General features: G+C 45.6%; 16 protein-coding genes. All 16 read right to left on the bottom strand.

Annotated elements, in window-relative coordinates; all coding sequences use genetic code 11:
• Positions 1 to 38: 38 nt before the first annotated feature.
• The 16 genes from AC1XUF_RS20510 to spt all read right to left on the bottom strand — a co-directional run bounded on the left by AC1XUF_RS20510 (position 39) and on the right by spt (position 18,192).
• Positions 39 to 2,423, bottom strand: coding sequence for a GAF domain-containing protein (locus tag AC1XUF_RS20510; protein ID WP_483343699.1), 2,385 nt, complete (start codon positions 2,421 to 2,423; stop codon positions 39 to 41).
• Between the two features lie 181 nt (positions 2,424 to 2,604).
• The gene (locus AC1XUF_RS20505) at positions 2,605 to 3,882 is read right to left on the bottom strand and encodes an NAD(P)/FAD-dependent oxidoreductase (protein ID WP_483343698.1); all 1,278 of its coding nucleotides are present in this window, start codon (positions 3,880 to 3,882) and stop codon (positions 2,605 to 2,607) included.
• A 159-nt stretch (positions 3,883 to 4,041) separates the two neighbouring features.
• Entirely contained in the window at positions 4,042 to 4,770 is a 729-nt protein-coding gene (locus AC1XUF_RS20500) for a methyltransferase family protein (RefSeq protein WP_483343697.1), read from the bottom strand.
• On the bottom strand, positions 4,767 to 5,546 hold the full coding sequence (gene cmoA, locus AC1XUF_RS20495) for a carboxy-S-adenosyl-L-methionine synthase CmoA (protein WP_483343696.1): 780 nt from the start codon (positions 5,544 to 5,546) through the stop codon (positions 4,767 to 4,769). Before cmoA ends, AC1XUF_RS20500 begins: the two co-directional genes overlap by 4 nt.
• Positions 5,547 to 5,552: 6 nt before the next feature.
• Positions 5,553 to 6,179, bottom strand: coding sequence for a sterol desaturase family protein (locus AC1XUF_RS20490; RefSeq protein WP_483343695.1), 627 nt, complete (start codon positions 6,177 to 6,179; stop codon positions 5,553 to 5,555).
• Between the two features lies 1 nt (position 6,180).
• Positions 6,181 to 6,753, bottom strand: a complete 573-nt coding sequence (locus AC1XUF_RS20485) for a DUF4833 domain-containing protein (protein WP_483343694.1) — start codon at positions 6,751 to 6,753, stop codon at positions 6,181 to 6,183.
• Between the two features lie 12 nt (positions 6,754 to 6,765).
• On the bottom strand, positions 6,766 to 7,677 hold the full coding sequence (locus AC1XUF_RS20480; protein ID WP_483343693.1) for a PfkB family carbohydrate kinase: 912 nt from the start codon (positions 7,675 to 7,677) through the stop codon (positions 6,766 to 6,768).
• A gap of 49 nt (positions 7,678 to 7,726) precedes the next feature.
• Complete coding sequence (locus AC1XUF_RS20475; RefSeq protein WP_483343692.1) at positions 7,727 to 8,437, bottom strand: HAD family hydrolase; 711 nt, start codon at positions 8,435 to 8,437, stop codon at positions 7,727 to 7,729.
• Between the two features lie 116 nt (positions 8,438 to 8,553).
• The gene (locus AC1XUF_RS20470; RefSeq protein WP_483343691.1) at positions 8,554 to 9,573 is read right to left on the bottom strand and encodes a lysylphosphatidylglycerol synthase transmembrane domain-containing protein; all 1,020 of its coding nucleotides are present in this window, start codon (positions 9,571 to 9,573) and stop codon (positions 8,554 to 8,556) included.
• Entirely contained in the window at positions 9,554 to 10,486 is a 933-nt protein-coding gene (locus tag AC1XUF_RS20465; protein WP_483343690.1) for a CDP-alcohol phosphatidyltransferase family protein, read from the bottom strand. Before AC1XUF_RS20465 ends, AC1XUF_RS20470 begins: the two co-directional genes overlap by 20 nt.
• Positions 10,479 to 11,354 (bottom strand): hypothetical protein, encoded by an 876-nt coding sequence (locus AC1XUF_RS20460; RefSeq protein ID WP_483343689.1) that lies wholly within the window; start codon positions 11,352 to 11,354, stop codon positions 10,479 to 10,481. Before AC1XUF_RS20460 ends, AC1XUF_RS20465 begins: the two co-directional genes overlap by 8 nt.
• Positions 11,355 to 11,430: 76 nt before the next feature.
• Positions 11,431 to 12,144 (bottom strand): nucleotidyltransferase family protein, encoded by a 714-nt coding sequence (locus tag AC1XUF_RS20455; RefSeq protein WP_483343688.1) that lies wholly within the window; start codon positions 12,142 to 12,144, stop codon positions 11,431 to 11,433.
• A gap of 28 nt (positions 12,145 to 12,172) precedes the next feature.
• Positions 12,173 to 14,740 (bottom strand): DUF5686 and carboxypeptidase-like regulatory domain-containing protein, encoded by a 2,568-nt coding sequence (locus AC1XUF_RS20450; RefSeq protein ID WP_483343687.1) that lies wholly within the window; start codon positions 14,738 to 14,740, stop codon positions 12,173 to 12,175.
• A 91-nt stretch (positions 14,741 to 14,831) separates the two neighbouring features.
• Positions 14,832 to 15,866 carry an NAD-dependent epimerase/dehydratase family protein gene (locus AC1XUF_RS20445; protein WP_483343686.1) on the bottom strand — a complete coding sequence of 345 codons (1,035 nt, stop codon included), beginning with the start codon at positions 15,864 to 15,866 and terminating at the stop codon, positions 14,832 to 14,834.
• Positions 15,863 to 16,984: a hypothetical protein gene (locus AC1XUF_RS20440; protein WP_483343685.1), complete on the bottom strand. Its 1,122-nt coding sequence runs from the start codon at positions 16,982 to 16,984 to the stop codon at positions 15,863 to 15,865. The genes AC1XUF_RS20445 and AC1XUF_RS20440 overlap by 4 nt, the downstream gene beginning before the upstream one ends.
• Complete coding sequence (spt, locus tag AC1XUF_RS20435) at positions 16,981 to 18,192, bottom strand: serine palmitoyltransferase (RefSeq protein ID WP_483343684.1); 1,212 nt, start codon at positions 18,190 to 18,192, stop codon at positions 16,981 to 16,983. Before spt ends, AC1XUF_RS20440 begins: the two co-directional genes overlap by 4 nt.
• Between the last annotated feature and the right edge of the window lie 77 nt (positions 18,193 to 18,269).

Raw genomic sequence — 18,269 nt, 5'->3', positions numbered from 1 at the left:
AAAAAATACATTTATTGAGTAAGCTATCTGCAGATCGGTTAAGTCCAGTCAGCGTCCAGGTTAACCCCTATTCGCAATGCTTTCAAACCGGTTACGCCCTGCAATTCTTCAAGATCCAGGAATTCCAGATCATTCAATAAAGTATTTTTTTCTTGTAAATACCGGATATAGCCTACATATTCTTCTGCAGATTTATTGTTAAAGTATACCAGCGCTATTTTGCCAGGCTGCGTAAGCCTTTCACCAGTGCCCTTCACGTGTACTTTGTCAATTCTTTTCTTGATTACCTGATACCGGATATTATAAGCACCTTCCACATCGAAACGGCGTTCATCATCCCTGAAACTGATATCAATACTGCTCGAATGGATAAATATCAGCTGCGTGGTCTCGAGTGGCTTTTCCATTTGCGGCACAAGGGCGTGCGTAATCCTGGCGATCGCAGCCATGGAGGTCAGTTGCCAAAGCCTGATGTTTTTAAGATAAAGTTCGCTGAATTTTTTCTCCGGCTCGATGGACTGTCCAATATAAATGTCGTACTCGATCCCGTCTGTCCTGAATTTTTCAAAGTAAGTCGGATAGGACTGTTGAATTTCTTTCCGGAACAGGTCCAAATACAGGTTCACCGAAGTATTGATCTTCTGCATAGAAGTTTCCAGCGCCTTTCTATTCTCATTCGCGACACCCGTGTTTGCATCGATAACCTGAAAATAATGGTCGATATGCTCCCTCAGAAGCGGTTCACCGGCCCCTCCGGCAACATCTGAACGTTGAAGACTTTCTTCTTTAAAATGCTGCAAAAACGGATGAGCCTCATACTCAAGAAAATCTCTTACTTTCATTTCATCGGTATTTGTCGCTTCGTTGTTGATTTCCTCAAGCCATTTCCTGCATTTGAAAATCATCTCGTCCGCCAGGCCGAATCCAAGGTTTTGTTTCAGGATCGTAAAGGTTTCTATCAATAAATTGAACTGCAGGTTTAGATCTTGTCGTAATGCATTGTTTCTTTCAATCGTCGAATTCCGGATATCGATCGCCCCGTACAGCGGGTAAACATCTTTGAACTGGATATTTTCGATCTGGGCGCTTTGGGGGTTCTGGGCTTTATCTCTCAGATAATGCCAGGCGGTTTCCCGAAAGCGCCACTGAACAGCCGGCTGCAGTGAGGTAAACTTCTCCCTGATCACACTATCAATGCCGGAGGTAAACTCATCGACATAATTTTTGAAAATCTGGGCAAGAAGCGGAAGTGCCGCATCCAGTTTGGAGAGGGCCATTTCGTTAACCGCATTGGGTATTCTTGAAAACACCTCCAATAAGCCTACTACCTTTTTGTCATAAAAGACAGGCAGCAAGGCATAAGAACGCACACCGTCATTGTAAAGCAGCTTGGCGAAATCCTTTTTATATATCTCCTCCTGCTTAAGTTCGCGGATCACCAGGGGTTTGGGCGCCTGCAGATATTCATCGGCCATTCTCAGGTACATTTCCTCGGCCATACCGTTTTCAGTCGCGGCATTCATCAGTTTGCTGTACAACACATTGCTTTTATTAAAAACAAGCTTGTTGTTGACGCGCAAAACCGCCATCGTTCCGAATTCGAACTGAGGACTACCTATCAGCATCTTAAGCGAGTCTGTAACCTGGTGGAAATACGTTCCGGTGTCAAAAGATGCCCTGTCCAGAATGGTGTTCTTGATATTTTCAACGGCATGCTCAGCGGTAACGTCCACCAGTGTGATAACCGAGAATCCTTCGAACCTGAATAAAGACAAAGGGAGCATCGCTGCTACTTTATTGACGTCAAAAGATTCCAATATCGCTTCCAGATCCAGTTGGGGCAATACGTCTTTGGGGAATATTTCACAAAAGCGGGTATCAATGTTAAGCCTGTAAAATTTCTGCAGGCCTGATTTATCGTCTTTCAACGAGATAATCAGCTCATGTTTGCGCATGGGAGGCAGGTGATAGCACTTTTCAAGAATGAAAGAGTACAGCATCTGCAATTTCTCGTGCTTGGTGTTCGCCTCATCCTGCATAAGGTCACACCTTACGCAACCCGTTTTGTGATCAAGCAGAAGGTTGTAAAACCCGGAAGTGCCATAAAAGACCACCGGATTAACGGGTGAGCTCATCGCCCAGCAAACGTCTCTTTCGTCGGCAACGGGCGGCATCAGCATCCCGTAAATCAGGCTCAGCTCTTCTTTGTATTTGCTGATATCTTCCAGCGGAACGTTAGCACTGAACTCGGGATTGGCTTTCAGCCTGGCAAGGACCATTTCAAAAAATGTTCTTTTTACCGTTGTTTCCTGGTCCGTTTTCCTCTCGAGAAAGTCTATAAAACTTCTGAAAGAAATAGAAGTGTCTATCTGCTGGATACCGGCGGGTGACTCGCTTGTTACATCAATTGTAATCGGTTCCATGTTTTTTGTGGTTTGCAATATCAATTCTACCGAAACTGATGGTTCCATTTTCATTCACATTTTTAGAATAAATGGAAAGAATTCAGGAACAATAAGTTACAGTGCGGCCCCTTCAATACGGAGCAATTGAAATCAATGTTTTTTAATAAACTGCTAACGTTAAACGTCGAAATTGAATTCCTTAAACGGACTCCACTTTTTCTTCTTTCATCGTTGGCTTGATGATCATTCTGAGAGACTGGTCCTTGGTAAAATAGGCCACCATCCAGTTATACAGGGTTTTGAGCCTGTTACGGTAATTGATCAATGAAATAAGGTGAATGAAAAGCCATGCAAGCCAGGCAATTACGCCTTTAAAATGCAATTTGGGAGAAGGCATATCTACTACCGCCTTTGCTCTTCCAATAATCGCCATTGATCCCTTGTCGTGATAGGCAAAAGGGCGCAAAGGTTGGTGTTCCGCGATGAGCTCAAAATTCTTTGCAAGGTTTTTACCCTGCTGAATAGCCACCTGAGCTACCTGTGGATGACCATTCGGAAAGTTCTTATCGGTTAACTGCAGACAGGAATCGCCGATCGCATAAATATTGTAGGCACTGTTGACCTTGTTGTACGCATCTACGAGCAATCTTCTTCCGCGGCCATACGCTTCGGGCGGAATGCCTTCAAACACTTTCCCTGTCACGCCGGCGGCCCAGATCAGTGTTTTTGTCTCAATCGCGTCTCCTTCGGTGAAAATTACCTTATCGTCAGCAAAGTCAACAACGTGGGTATTGAGTTTGATTTTAACGCCAAGTTTCCGCAGCGCTTCGTAGGTATCTTGCTGCGACTTTACGCTCATGGGCGAGAGCAGGGCATCGCCGCCATCGACAAGGTAAATTTCGCTGCCTTTACCAGCCAGTTCGGGATATTCTTTACGCAGAATACCGTTCCGCATTTCTGCAAATATTCCGGAGATCTCCACGCCGGTAGGCCCGCCACCGGCGATTACGACCGTCAGGAGCTTTTTCACTTCATCCGGATCCGTGCAAATCGTAGCTTTTTCCATCTGCGATAACAGCTTGTTACGCATTCCGATCGCATCTTCAAGTGTCTTCATCGGAGTAGCATGACGTTTGACGTTCTCCATTCCAAAGAAATTGGTTTCTGCCCCGGTAGCAAAAACAAGAAAATCGTAACTCATCTCCCCGTTGGAAAGAATGATCTTATTTTCCTCGGGAACCACTTTCAGGAGTTCGCCCAAACGGAAATGAAAGTTTTCTTTGCCCGCAAAAAGCTTTCGGAAAGGATAGCTTATACTCGACGGCTCCAGAAAAGCGGTGGCGACCTGATAAATCAGCGGCGGGAAAAAGTTATAATTGTTCTTATCGACGAGTGTAACGTCAAACTTCTTACTCCTGGCGAGCCCAAGAGCAAGGTTCACACCTGCAAATCCTCCTCCAATGATGACGATGTTCATGATTTCCTGTTATGTGTTAGGGCGTTGAGTCCGCTTGTTGATGTTACAATCAGGAAAACCCTCACGTATACATCAGTGACCACTTCCAATAGCGTGCCAAATAAAAAGTGCCGCGCGGGTTAACGGAATTATAATCATTTAAGAAAGGTGAAATGGTGTTCAGGCAACGCTGTCTGTCATTTTGCCGGATTTTTTCAAGTACCTGACATAACCATAAATAACGCCCAGCACGATCACAATACTACCGAATAAAATCATCCTCTTATTACTTTCCGGAATGAGTTGCGGGTATTTGAAGATCAATAAGGCCGAAATCCCGATGAGCCAGACCAACAGCGTATTGTACTCTTTCAGCAACCAGCGTTTGTAATTAAAATGCATCCCGGTAAGTGTGTCAGAAAAGCCTGCAAAATTGATCAGCCACCTGCTGACCCTGCTGCAATAAACATCAAACTGTGCCCCAAACTTATTCCGGAGAAAATTTTCCTCCGCCAGTACAATCGCCTGATAGATGAACAGGAAAAACGGCATGACGACCGCCACATAGATCAGCGAATTGGCGAGAATCCCCACACCGAGCAGCATCAGGATATTACCCACATAGAGCGGGTTGCGGCAATGCCTGAAAATGCCCTCGGTAACCAGTTTTTCGGCATATACTTTCTTATCCTTGCCTCCCCGGATGATATAAGCCAGGCCAATGGTTATGCCCCGAATGATCTCTCCCGCAAAAGTGACCAGCAAACCCAGAATAACCGGGAACAGATAGTATTTTTCTCCAAACTTCCCTGGTGCAAAAAGCATGGGCGAAGGCACAAAAAGGAGCAGGTATAGAAAAATAAACAGGTTGTTCCTGTACTTGAAAAAGAAATTTCCGATTGCGATCATGATTTTTTATAAGCTATCATCCCTGAAAAATTATACCATTTGAAAAAGACCTCACAGTCCGTAAAGCCTGCTTCCTTTAACAAGAGCGTGTTTTCGGATAACTTGTATGGGATCAACACATTCTCCAGGGCTTCCCGCTTTTGGGAAATTTCCAGTTCGCTGTAATGGTTACGACGTTTGTAGTTATAATAATACTTTATGAAATCGCGATTAAATTGAGAATGCTCTGTCAAAACTTTCTCGGCGAGCAGCAGCACCCCGCCCGGATTCAATCCTTTGTAGATATTTCTCAAAAGCCGTTCACGAAAAAGCGGGCGGACAAACTGCAATGTCAGGCAAAGAATCACCACAGAAGCATTTGAAATGGGAAGTGCTTCCTGGTGCAGGTCCCCTACCCTTAAATCATAAGAACGTACAAAGCCCGCCTCTTTTAATTTCAGGTCACACTTGTCGAGCATTTCAGGAGACTCGTCAATTCCTACAAATTTAATATCAGGAGGAACGAGCTTATCCACTTCGATCATAGTGGTTCCGGTTGAGCAGCCCAGATCGTATACAAGCGATCCCTCTTTGGCATGGTCGGCAGCAATTTCCGCCAGCATTCGCTGAATTTCATCATAAAAGGGCACCGACCGACTAACCATGTCGTCGAAGACCTTTACTACCGTCGTCCCGAACTTAAAATCGGAAACCTTGGTAATCTCATCTCGGAAGACCTGGTCTTGATTGACATTTCCCGCATTCGCCATAAAGTAAAGAGTTAAAGTGAGTTTCAAGTGAGTTCATTTTTCAGGGCGTCTTTCGGTTGAACCAAAGATCCTATCCCAAATATCTGAACTTACCCCATAACCTTTACTAGGATCTGAATAATGATGTTGCATATGGTGCCTTTTTAGCTTCTTCCAGAACGGAGATTTGAAATTGGCGTGATGCAACGCATAGTGGCTCATATCGTAAAACAGGTACCCGGTCATAAATCCCGAGAAGAATGCTGCCACATGGATCTCGTCCATAAAAAGCGTAAAAAGAAAGTAAAAACCAGCCGAAAGCGGAATGCTCACTGACGGCGGCATGACCAGCCTTTTCGCATCATTGGGATAATCGTGATGCACACCGTGAAAGATGAAATGGATTCGCTCCATGAATTTCCCACGCGGATTGAAATGAAAAACAAACCTGTGCATAAAATACTCGGTAAAGGTCCACACAAAAAGCCCCCCAAGAACGGTAAGCAAAAACTCGTACCAGCTTAGCCCGTCGGCGGCAATAGCTTTCCAGGAAAAATACAGGATTACCGGTACGAAAATGAAGAGCGGCACGCTAAAGTGCACTTTGGATAGGGACTCAAGGAGGTCGCTTCTGAACATCCTGGAAGAGTCAGTTGAGTTGGAGACATATTTTTTAGGCATGTCACGATGGTTTTATTCTCTGAATAATTGTTTTTCCTGTTGCGGTTTCGGTTCCTTTTAATTCAATGTAAAGCACATTGGGAGACCAGAATGTACCTCCGTCGATCCGGATAAAAACCCGGGTGAGGATACATTCCTTTTTATCGATGTTGGCATAAACATGATATTCATTCTTACTGTCCTTGCGGAGATATAGCGGCATTTTCGAGTAAGCAACGGATCTGAGTTCGAAGGCTGCATTACCTGTTGCTTTGGAATTAATGCCATAAGCAAACTTCCGCTGCAGATAATTCAGTTCCCTCCTGACGCCCCCGTCAGTGTAACGAATCCAGAAGGTGTGAACGGGATCTTTTTCGATTAACTGGCCCCGTTCGTCCAGGTTAAGCTGATAACAAATTGTATTCGTATTCGGGTCACGCTGAATATAAAATAGCAATCCGGGAATGTTCCTCGGTATTGGGAAATCGTCGGGTTCGGTAACTGTACCCTTCGGATTTTTATCAGTGGAATAGCTTCCTGAATACGAAACAAGCGTCAGGCAAAATGCCATCAGCATGCTAAGCACGTATTTCATACTATTTAATAACTATAAATAAATTGCCTGGGCAATCATTTCTCTATCACATTCACCATTTTGGAGCACATCCTCCACCATTTCCGCATTCCCGGAAAACGGGCCTGACGACTGGATTTTCAAGGTGGCCATGGCAGCGCCAAACTCCCCCGCTTCCTGTGCATCTGCACCCTTCACCTTTTTACTTAAATACCCTGCCATATAAGTGTCCCCACAACCAGTTGCGTCGATCACCGCCGAAGGTTTGTAAGCCGGTATCCTGAAAAAATGACTGTCCTTGTAAACCAGCGAGCCTTTGCTTCCCAATGTGATAATGACCTCTTTCACCCCAAAACCAGCAAGGATTTCGGCCCCCTCGCGCACATCGCTCGTGCCGGTAACTACTTCCATTTCAAACTCGTTGGCTTTCAGTATGGATACATGGGGAAGCGCCTCTTTCTTGTCAGCCCAATCGGTATAAAAAACTTTCTGGTCCTTCACATACCGGAGATACCCCTGGATATCCAGCGAAACCAGGCCTTTTGAGGCCAGCGATTTCACCAGATCGACAGAGATGTCATCGGACAGCAACGGCCCGAGATGAAAGATCTTCGCTTCTATTGCAGGCATCTGGGAAACCGTGAACGGTGCAGCCTTATGCAAAACATTCTGCTCCCGGTGGTCCTGATTGGCGCTATAGATATTTTCGAAATAGACTGTATAAGGGCTATTCTGGGAAAAAACCTCGATTTTCTCATTCCTCAAATCCGTAACAATATGGTTCTCCTGCTCCGCCAGAGCGGTTACCAGCATATAGTTGACATCAAACTCCCGCAGCGCCTTCGAAAAATAAAACGAAGTGCCGCCTGGCATGTATTTGACAGAATGGGCCGTAACTACCTTATCCAGTGTAATATGGCCAATGGTACATATGTCGTACATCATCAATTAAATTTAATTTTATCACGGCACCTACCATGATAAAAGTTGACAACTAACCCAGACCCTTAATTACTTCCGTGATCCGGGTAAAATCGGTAATCTCAACATCCGCCTCCGAAACCTTGTACTGGACAGCGCTTTCATCCCACCCTTTTACATTCAGCCAAACTGCCTTACATCCAAGCCGTTTAGCCGGAACGATATCTTTGGAGTAAGAATCCCCGACTACCACACATTCCGCAGGAGAAAAGCCCAGTGCGTCAATTCCAAGCTGGTAAATTTGCGGATCAGGCTTCCGGACGCCCGCCACAGCAGATTCTACCACAGCCTGGAAATAACTTCCAATGCCAAAGTCCTGCAGCACCCGATTGATATTCCCATAAAAATTGGAAACCATAACGACAGGGTAATTTTTTGCGAGTTCCGCCAGGGCAGGAGTCGCGTTTTTCACGGTAGTGTGTGCGAAATCATTGCATTGGCGTGCAATGGCTTCAATCGCAGTATTGCTGACGTCAAAACCATTTTCTTTCAGAAAATGGAACTGCTGTTCGACCTTCAAAACCAGTACATCATAAAAAACGTGGTGCGGTTTAATGATCGGGTTCAACGCCAATGCTCTTTCACCAAATGTGTACGCTTTTGCAAACGTTTCCCTATCCACATTTACTTTACTATACTGGTAGCTTTCCCACAAAACGTTGGCCCAATGCAGCCCATTCGTATCAACCGTACCTCCGTAATCAAGTAAAACTCCTTTAATCATTTTAAAATGTGGCTGTTAGCTTTTTTGCTATTAGCTTTTTTATTTTTTTATATCAAACACCGGGAACCAAGAAATCAAGACCCAAAAGCTAGCAGCTAATCGCCATACACTGTCAACTACTCACTCACAGCCAAAACCGCTTCTGCTGCCGGCTTCACTTTCCTGTTGATCAACGCCAGGCCGATCATGATCCAGACTATTTCCCGGATACGCATCACCACCCCAATAAAAATTCCCTGGGCTGCGGCCAGCCCCACGCTCCTCAGCGCAAGTACCAATCCGCCCTCCCTCGTGCCCAACTGCATCGGGAAGAAAAAGATCAGGTTGGCAAAAAGGGACGAACCCGAGCTGACGATCAGCGATTGGGATAGTGTCATATCCATTCCGATCGCGTGCGCAGTGAAATAAATCTCCAGGCAACCGATGACCCTCGCAAAAAATTCGAAGAACAACGATTTATAAAAAACACCCCGTCTTTCCGCATACAGAACCCGTATCTGCTCGTCGACTTCATACAGCGTTTCTGCATTTTTCAGTGCAAATGCGCGGGCCTTTGTTTTGATAAAGGGGACTTTCTCGAGCAACCTGAACGTGCTTACCGTAAACCCTTTTTTATAAACATTGATAAACCAGTAACCTAAAACCAGCCCAGCAACCAACAACATCCCGCAACCAGCCAGCATAGTGCTGCTCAACGGCACAACCGCAACAATCAGAACAATGGATGCCAGCCAGAAAATAACATGTGAAAACATGTGCATCAGGCTATACAATAGCACGGACGATGTCGCTTTCTGTATACCAAGAACAGGTTTCAATTCCAGTATCCGGTACGGCTCCCCGCCCAACGCCACGAACGGCGTAATGTAATTGATCGCGTAACCCGAAATGGTCAACCTCAAAACCGACCAGAACGACAGGTTGCTTTCGGGTAGAGCAGGTTCCCTGATAATAGACTGGAAAGCAATCGCATTCAGAATATAAATCAATAGCCAGCTGCCAATCACCGGTAAAAACCAGATACCGGTACGCTGAATATCTCTCCAGATCACGGCAAGCCCTGTACCATAAACCATGTAGCCCAGGGAAACAATGCCAATTATCAGGAAAAGAGCTTTATATATTTTGGAATTCATTGGCTTCCTTTTTCAGAATCTTCTGGTAGAAATATTTGCTCACTTTCTCCTGGTTCACGATCATATAAATCAGGATCGGATTCAGGACAAACATGTCGAAAAAGAAATAGATCCACGATTGGTCCAGAAACAACCATAAAAACAGGAACAGCACACGCGTATTGAACTGTACAATATTGGTATACTTCATCAGTGGCTTGTTGTGAGCCCTGAAATCGGTAACCAGGTCCATGGGCAATCCAGCTTTGTAATGTTGTCTTACAGCTCCAAGTAATTTTTGCAGGTTGGGTGAAAAACTTTCCTGCAGCTTGGTATAGTTCAGGTAAGTCCGTGCGATGAATTTCATGCCGAAATGCTCCGACCAGCTTAGGCTATCATATTCTTGCTGCAAATCCCGGCTATTGTCCAGCTCGCTTCCAGAGGTACCTTTGATGAAAAACAGATGAACGTTGCGGTAATAGTCTGCCATGGCAGACTGCACCACGTGCGAAGCACCGGCCAAAACACCCGGTACCCAGATCCATGCACTCCACCCTTCCTGCTGGCTTCGCAAACAGATCGCGATATGAATGGCGATAAACCAGAAGTCTCCCGCTGCCCCGTCCAATATCCTTCCCAGACGACTCTTATCATTGGTCATCCGGGCCAATTGGCCGTCGGCGCTATCCAATGAGTTGGCAAAAACCAGCAGCAACATACCAATCACATTAATCCACAGTGCCTGGTAGTAAAACAAGATACCCGCTGCAACGCCAAAAAAGATGCTGATAATGGTAACCGGATTGGGCCTCAACCCAATTTTGGCACAAAACAAGGCAATCTGGTAACCTATTGGGCGATAAAACCAAATGTCGATCTGCTCCTCGGTATCATTGGATTTTAAAGAATTTTCAAACGACGTAGTGCTATCCATGAACTGTTGCTGTAAATTTTTGATAAATCAAACCAGCGATCTGGCTTGCGGCCTGGTCACGACAGGGGGCGAAACTCGGCCAGTCGTTCAGGTCAATGATCCGAAAAGTGCCGTCTTTTCCTACGATGGCATCGCCTCCGTAAATATCAATCCCAACTACGCTGGCCGCTTTGGTAGCTACATTCTTCAACTGCGATGTGTCAAACGAATAGTAAGCCGAGCTCCCGTTGATCTGCTCGTAATCAGCGTATTTATGATGGTTGTTATCGTACGGATAAAACCAAAAGAAAAAATCCGTACCCCTCACGCCGTAAAATTTCACCAGGTCGCCCATCAGGTGCTGGGAGATCACCGCGTCGGGAATGTCGCGTAAAGCGTATTCCCGCAAAATTTCCTTGGCCTCCTCTTTTGACCTGGCATAGGAAACATCTTCCTTATGGATCGCATGAAAATCCCCACGCTTGATCCAGTAACCTTTGCCCTTGATCTTGTTAAAAACTTCATCATCCTGGTAACTGGTCGGAACGATATAGCTATCGGCAACCGGGATATCGTTCAGGTTCAATGCATGGGTCAGGTTGGTACGGAAACAGTTTTCGATTCCAAATGCGGAGTTAACCACTTGTTTCCCTGCTTTTTCAAGAAGCTGCAATTTGCTTACAACCTGCTTCTGCCTCGCCATGGTAAATATTTGTTCCTGAGGGACCGACTCCATTGCCAAAAAATCATCCTCGCAACAAATCGTAACATGGCATCCCAATTTTTCCAGCTCCTTCGCTGTCATCTGGAAAATGGCATCATCGTTACCAATATGGTTTGGTGAAAACTTCTTGTTACGGTGTACGCCGAGTAATTCTAATTCATTCATGCAAGCTGCGGCCGGTTACTTTTTCCGGCCTTTATAGGTTTGGTGTCCGTTTGTTTCTTCTGTGTCAATAATGTCCCTAAGCCACTTCTTCCGGTCTCAGGAACATTTCTGCTGTCCGGATGTCGCTTACGTGATCGACATCCACGATTTTGGTAAAATGGTAAGCCCGTAGCTCCAATCTATTTGCCAGCAATTGCCGTTGAAAGTTCCGCATACGGCTCACTCCTGCCTCCACTGCCTGGCCAACGTTTTCAATCGCCTTTTTACGAAGACAATAAATTCCACCTGACACAAATGGAGTATGGGTGGTATTCTTGTCGGTAAAGGCTGTAATTACATTATCATGATCAACCGTTACAAACAATGGGCTTTCATCGTCAATGAAAGACGTAACCGCCATTTGGCCTTCCACCTGGGTATTTTGCTCAAATTCAGATAGGAAAGCACTGAACTCTTCTTCTTTGAAAACGGTGTCGGTGGTCGTAAGACAAACCGACTTGAGTTCCGGTTCTGACTTCAGAAGTTCATAGGCGCTGTGCAGCGAGCTGGGTGTCGACTTTCTGACTATTTCGATAGGAAACTCATCAGCCAGTTTCAACAAGTGCTCTTCCAGTTTCGGCGACTCCTCATTAATGATGATCATGATCTTCTCTGCATTGTTCCGCATAAAAATACCGATCAGCCTGTCGATCAGCATTTCGCCATGCAGGGTTACCATTGGTTTGGGAAGTGTAAAACCTTCCTTGGCCAATCGTGAACCTTCCCCCGCTGCTATGATCGCATAATTCATATCATTTTTTGTTTTCAGTCCTTCGATACTAAAAATCAAGCTTGAACCTCGCCCTCACGCCCCATTCCGAAACGTTTGGGTTATTGAGATAAGTAAACCTTTTTACAAGGTCCACACGCAACAGCTTAAAAATATTGGCTATACCCACGCTACCTTCGATGTAGGGCTGGCGGGACAGCGTGTAACTGATTGGTTTGCCCTGCTCATCCACCGGAAAACGGAACAATGAGGGGTTATAAGCCGGATTGTTCTCGTCACGCAAGCCTCCCATTAAGCCTTTGAAACTAAACACCTCCCTCAGCTTCAGTTTTTTCAGCAACGGGATTTTGTTGAAAAGGAACCCATTCATATAGTATTGCACATCCAGACTCGCATAATGGTCACTGACGAATTCCAGGAAGTTCATCAGGTTATACGAATTCAGCTGGTAAGCGTAAGTCTGGTTGGCGCGGTGCACGGTCAGCAATGGGAAGAGTATTTGGCTGCCGAAGGTGTAGCCGCCCTCCGTCGTTATGTCCGTATAGCCAAATTGTGAGAGGTAAAACCTTTTTGTAATATTGGCTGCCAGGTTGTGGTACCGGTTTTGACCTTCAAAAACGCCTTTCAAACCCGCGTTGTAACGCAATGTGAAAATCGGATATTTGTTGATGATCGGTGTGCGGTACAACTTTCCCTGATAAAATTTCTCGTTTGGCGCATAACGCAGCTCCAGGTTCGCCTCCGTATTATTGAGAACGCCCACATTCTGGTATACTCCATCTTCATTCGCCGTCTCATAGCGGAGAATACCAGCGGCAGTCTGCTTCCATTGCGTAAACCCAACTTTATAAGAGAGGTGGTTTTCAAACTCCCGGACGTATTCCAGCTTGTAAATGTCATTGTAGAGCCAGCGATTGTTATCACCCCTTTTGAAAGACAAAAGGAAATTATCTTCCTGTACAAACTGCAGTTCCTGGCCTGGGATCTTGGTGTCACGCTGGAAACTCGCCCGGATATAGTTCAACGGAAAATGATAGACCGACTTATTATTGAATGAATAGGTACCGCTCAGGAAATACTTCCATTTCTGGTCTTTGAAACCATAAGCTGCATAAGATTCGAAATAGACACGCTTGCTCAGCTCCGTTGTCGTTCTGCCACCAAAACGCAGCCGGAAGCCTTCAATCGGATTAAAGCTGTAAAATGTATTGAAAGGTCCGATCTCTACCTTGCCCAGGGACTTATAACCCGCCAGGAACAAAGTCGCGATATCCATCGTCCTGCGGAAAGAAGGAATGGTCTGAAGGGTATCGATATTTCTGTAAATATCCAGCTCGGTTTTTTCCAGGGGTATGTGCCTGGCACTGTCCCAGAAGGACTCACCTGCTTTCACTTCGGGATTATAGGCAATTTCCTGGTTCGGGCCTTTGTAAACGCTGTCTGGCCTGCTTTCATTGATTTTGTAGTCCTTAAAGTTAACCACCCGATGACCATATAAACCACCTCCTTTCTCACCCAAAGCAAATTCCATAGCCAGGGTCGTTTTGCTGGTATGATACCTGCCATCATTTCCTTTTTCAAATTCCAGACTCGCTTCCAGGTCGCGCATGAAATTGAGGTTGATATCTTTATTAACAGTCAGATAGGCGTTTTGAACACCATAGTTACCATCCAGCGTCACAAACAATTTCCCCTCAAAAAGCATGTCTGTCTTATTCCTTGGCACAAACCCAAGCTCAACAAGCCAAGGTGTGTTGGTTTTGATGGTATCCCGGATAAAGAATTTGTAAAAAGTCGGAGCAGTATTGGCAATTGGGCTCAGCAACATATTGGTGGCAATGGAAATGTCATTGTCGTAAATGTTGATGTCTTCATAAAGCCGGTTGAAATACTTGCTCAAACCATCATTATCGACAAATTTCGGATCAAATTCCGCCCTTCGGTTAGCCAACACCAGTTGCTTTTTGGTGGAAGGATTTTTCCGGTAATAGACCTGCGAAAGCTTTTCTTCGATGTAGGCGGGCAACATATTCTTGCCGCCCATCGCAGTGGAATCCTGTTGCTTGAACAAAAACTGGTAATTCTTGAAAATCCTTTTGTCCTTGAAATCGTCCGAAAGATTGCTCAACGCCATAGAGATCTTTTCGTATTGCTCATACTCCACGAAATCATTGGCGGCCATTTTGTTCTGGTTCTTATGCGCAATTACCTCGCGGATCAGCTGCACAGCAGGGTTGTCCCTATTCCGATAGCGACCTTTACCCTTGATCGTAACCTCCTTCAGCATAGACGCATCCACCGACATTTTAATGTCGATCACCTGTTCAATACCCGGTGTTATCGGTTTCTCTATACTCAGATAGCCTACATAAGTGAACTTGATGGTCGGATGATTTTCCTTTAGAGTCATCGCATATTTTCCATCAATATCTGAAACCGTGCCCATTGTGGTACCGGGGATCAGGATGGAGACGTAAGGCAGGGTTTCTCCTGACTTGGCATCTGTGACTTTTCCTTTAATTGTGGTATTTTGCGCTATGGCTGCTCCTGCGCCGATCTGTATCACACAGAGGATCAAGAAGATATTCGACCATATCGACTTATATTTTGTTTTCATTTTTCAGTTTCATAACGTGATAGTAACCCGTTTTGCTTGTCACATCATTTACGTGGAAAGTCCGGTGAATGATCAAAAGGGCATTTTTATTTCATAGCCATTTATTCTCTTTGTACCACAACAAGGTTTCTGCCAGCCCCTGGCTTAAATTATATTGTGGCTGGTATTGCAGATGAGTCCTCGCTGCGTCGATGCTACAGATCCAGTTTGGCGCTGTAAGCTCTTTCAATTTTTCGCTGTTCAAAACCGGTGTTGCAGACGAGAAAAAATAGATCAGATCCAGAAAACCGGCCATCAGTTTAACCAGGGCGACGGGGAGGTGCGTGCGAAAAAACTTTCTGCCACTGATCTCCCGGAAACGATCGGCCAACGCGTAGCGGTCATATGCATTGCCGTCCGAAATGTTGTAAACCTTCTTTCCCTCGCTGCTTTCCGTCAAGGCAGCCATTGTGGCTGCCACAAGATCCTTGACATACACAAAGCTCAACCGCTGAGGCCCTTTGCCTATGTAGGCATCGATCCCCTTATTCAGCGTTTTAAACAGGATAAAAAGATCCTTTTCCCCCGGGCCGTAGACCGCGGTCGGACGGATTATACTGAGCGGCAAGCCACTCACTTGTTCCAGGTATTGCTCGGCGAGTAATTTACTTTTGCCATACTCTGTGACCGGAAGCGGCAAAGTTTGCTCCGTAATCGGTTGTTCTTCGGCATAAGCCAACGGACCGATCGCCGCAAGGCTGCTCAAAAACACAAAGCGTCGCAGTGGAATATCGGACGACATTGCTGCCTGAGCGAGATGTAGTGTGTATTCGGCATTCACAAGGTTATAGGTAGCAGCATTTTTGGCTTTTGTTATCCCTGCTGCGTGGATAATGAACCCGTATTTCCCTTTTTCCAGTAATGCCTTTAAGGATTGTTCTGAACTAAAATCAGTATTCACAAACACCAGCGGCGCAACACCCAGCACACCATGTTTTTGAGGAGCGGCCTGTAATTTTTTTAAGTAGGTCAGGTCACTGCTCGGCCGCACCGCCGCATGCACTTCCATGCCTGCATTGAGCGCTGCCTCTACCAGATGATAACCGATGAATCCACTCGCGCCGGTGATGAATACCTTTTCTTTCATATCGGTTTTTCAAGCAATCTGTACCTTTTGTACAGTTTGCCGTTGATTTGCTCTATAGCATGATTCATCAGATAATTGTCCTCCAACATCCATGAACATTCACCACCGGTAATTTTGGTACCTTCGGTATTTTTAATGATCCGGCCGTAAAGGCAAGCTTCGATGCCCATTTTCCTGTAACCTTCCACAACACCCAAGGTAAGCACTCGCAGTCGTGTGATATTTTTCTTACCAAACAGCAACTTAAAGATTCCAGTGGGCAGCAGGCGGCCTTTCTTGATCTTGATCAGGATCTGATTGATATCAGGGATCCCCAGTATAAATCCAACCAGCTTTTCATCTTTTTCGGCAACCAGGCAAAACCTCGGGTCTAATATCATTTTAAGGTCCTTGGCCAGATAATCAAATTCCTTTTCTGTCATCGGTACGAAACCCAGATTTTTGTCCCAAGCTGAATTATATACTTCCCTGATCTTCACTACTTCGTTCTGAAAGTCTTTCAGATTTACCTGTCGGATATTAATTCCGCTCCGTTTTAACCTGCCTTCCAAGGCATCGATCATTTTAATGGACCGGTCGCTCGCAGTATTTGTATTGATTTCGTAAGCAAGCAAATCGGTCTTCTTTTTTAAACCATATGCTTCCAGCAGTTTTTGGTAATAAGGCGCATTATAGGGCATCATCGCCATAGGAGGCTTTTCAAACCCCTCGATCAACAACCCGCAGGTATCGTTTGTTGACAAATTCACAGGGCCGATCATGTGATCGGCACCTTTTGATTTTAACCACGCCTCGCTTTCCTTCAAAAGCAAAGTCACGGTTTCCAGGTCATTGATCGTATCAAAAAAGCCAAAAAAACCGTCCTTTTGACCCGTAAACTCGATATAGTTGGTATTCAGGATGGCCGCCACACGACCAGTGACTTTACCTCCTTCATACACCAGGAACAGCTTTACTTCCGAATGTTCATGAAAGGGATGCTTGCCAGGAGAAAGCATATCTTTTTGTGCAATGAACAGTTCGGGTACATAATTTTTATCGTTCTGATAAAGATCATGCGGAAAATCAATAAACGCCTTAAGTTCCTTGGGAGAGTTTACGTGTACTACCTGCTTCATAATTGCTGTCTTTCTCTGATGGCTTCCGGGCAAACTTCGCGGTAAATGCGGGACATTTTATCGACTGCTTCTTCTATCTGACTAAAAGTATGTGTAGCCATCAATGAAAAACGGATCAGCGACTGCTCGGGACGAACGCCGGGCGAAACGACCGGATTTACAAAAACCCCCTCGTCCTGAAGACGCTTGGTCATGATGAATGTTTTTTCATTATTCCTGATGTAAAGGGGCAAAATCGGACTCTCTGTGCGGCCCAGATCAAAACCGTTCACCAGAAGCAATTCTTTGGCATACCGGGTATTGGCCCAGAGCCGCTCCATGTGATGAGGTTCAGACTCGATGATATCAAGCGCTGCCAGTGTACTTCCCACCGAAGCGGGCGTCATACTTGCGCTGAACATCAGTGAACGTGCGCGATGTTTCATATAATCTATCACGGCAGCGTCCCCGGCGATAAATCCGCCTAATGAAGCCAGCGACTTGCTGAACGTCCCCATGATGAGATCCGTAGATTGTGTTAACCCAAAGAAAGAAGCTGTTCCTGCCCCTTTTTCACCGATAACACCTAAACTGTGGGCATCGTCAACGAGGACAGTCGCATCAAACTCTGCGGCGATCGCATTCAATTCGGGAAGGTTTACAATATCCCCCTCCATACTGAAAATACCGTCGGTAGCAATCAGCTTGTCCGCTTCTTCCGGAAGAAGGCTCAGCTTTTTGCGCAGGTCGTTCATGTCATTGTGGGCGTACTTGATGACCTTGGAAAACGATAGACGGCTGCCGTCTATGATCGAAGCATGGTCGCTTTCGTCCAGCACCAAGTAATCATTTCGTCCTGTGAGACATGACAATGCACCCAAATTGGCCTGGTAACCAGTACTGAAAAGAATTGCATCCTCCTTGCCTGTAAATTTGGCAAGCCGTGATTCCAATTCTTCATGGATATCCAGCGTGCCGTTCAAAAACCTCGAACCGGCGCAGCCTGTACCATATTTTTGCGCCGCCCTTTGGGAAGCTTCGATAATGTAGGGGTGGGAAGTGAGTCCCAGATAAGAATTCGATCCGAACATCAGGACCGGTTTCCCGTTAATAATGACCTCTGTGTCCTGTCCGGATTCAATAGGCCTGAAAAATGGATATACTCCTCTTGCTCTTGCCGCAGCCGCATCTGTAAACTCGGCAATACGATTGTTTAATTTTTTACCCATAGTTAATTAATGTCAGAATCAACAGCTTGTTTATTGGGGTGCCGGTTGGCCTCAGGCTGTGGCCCGATCAGAAGACA

This window comes from Dyadobacter sp. HNCC25DJ185, assembly GCF_056895195.1.
Note: the sequence above shows the minus strand (reverse complement) of the source record. Positions and strands in the feature narration are given on the sequence as shown.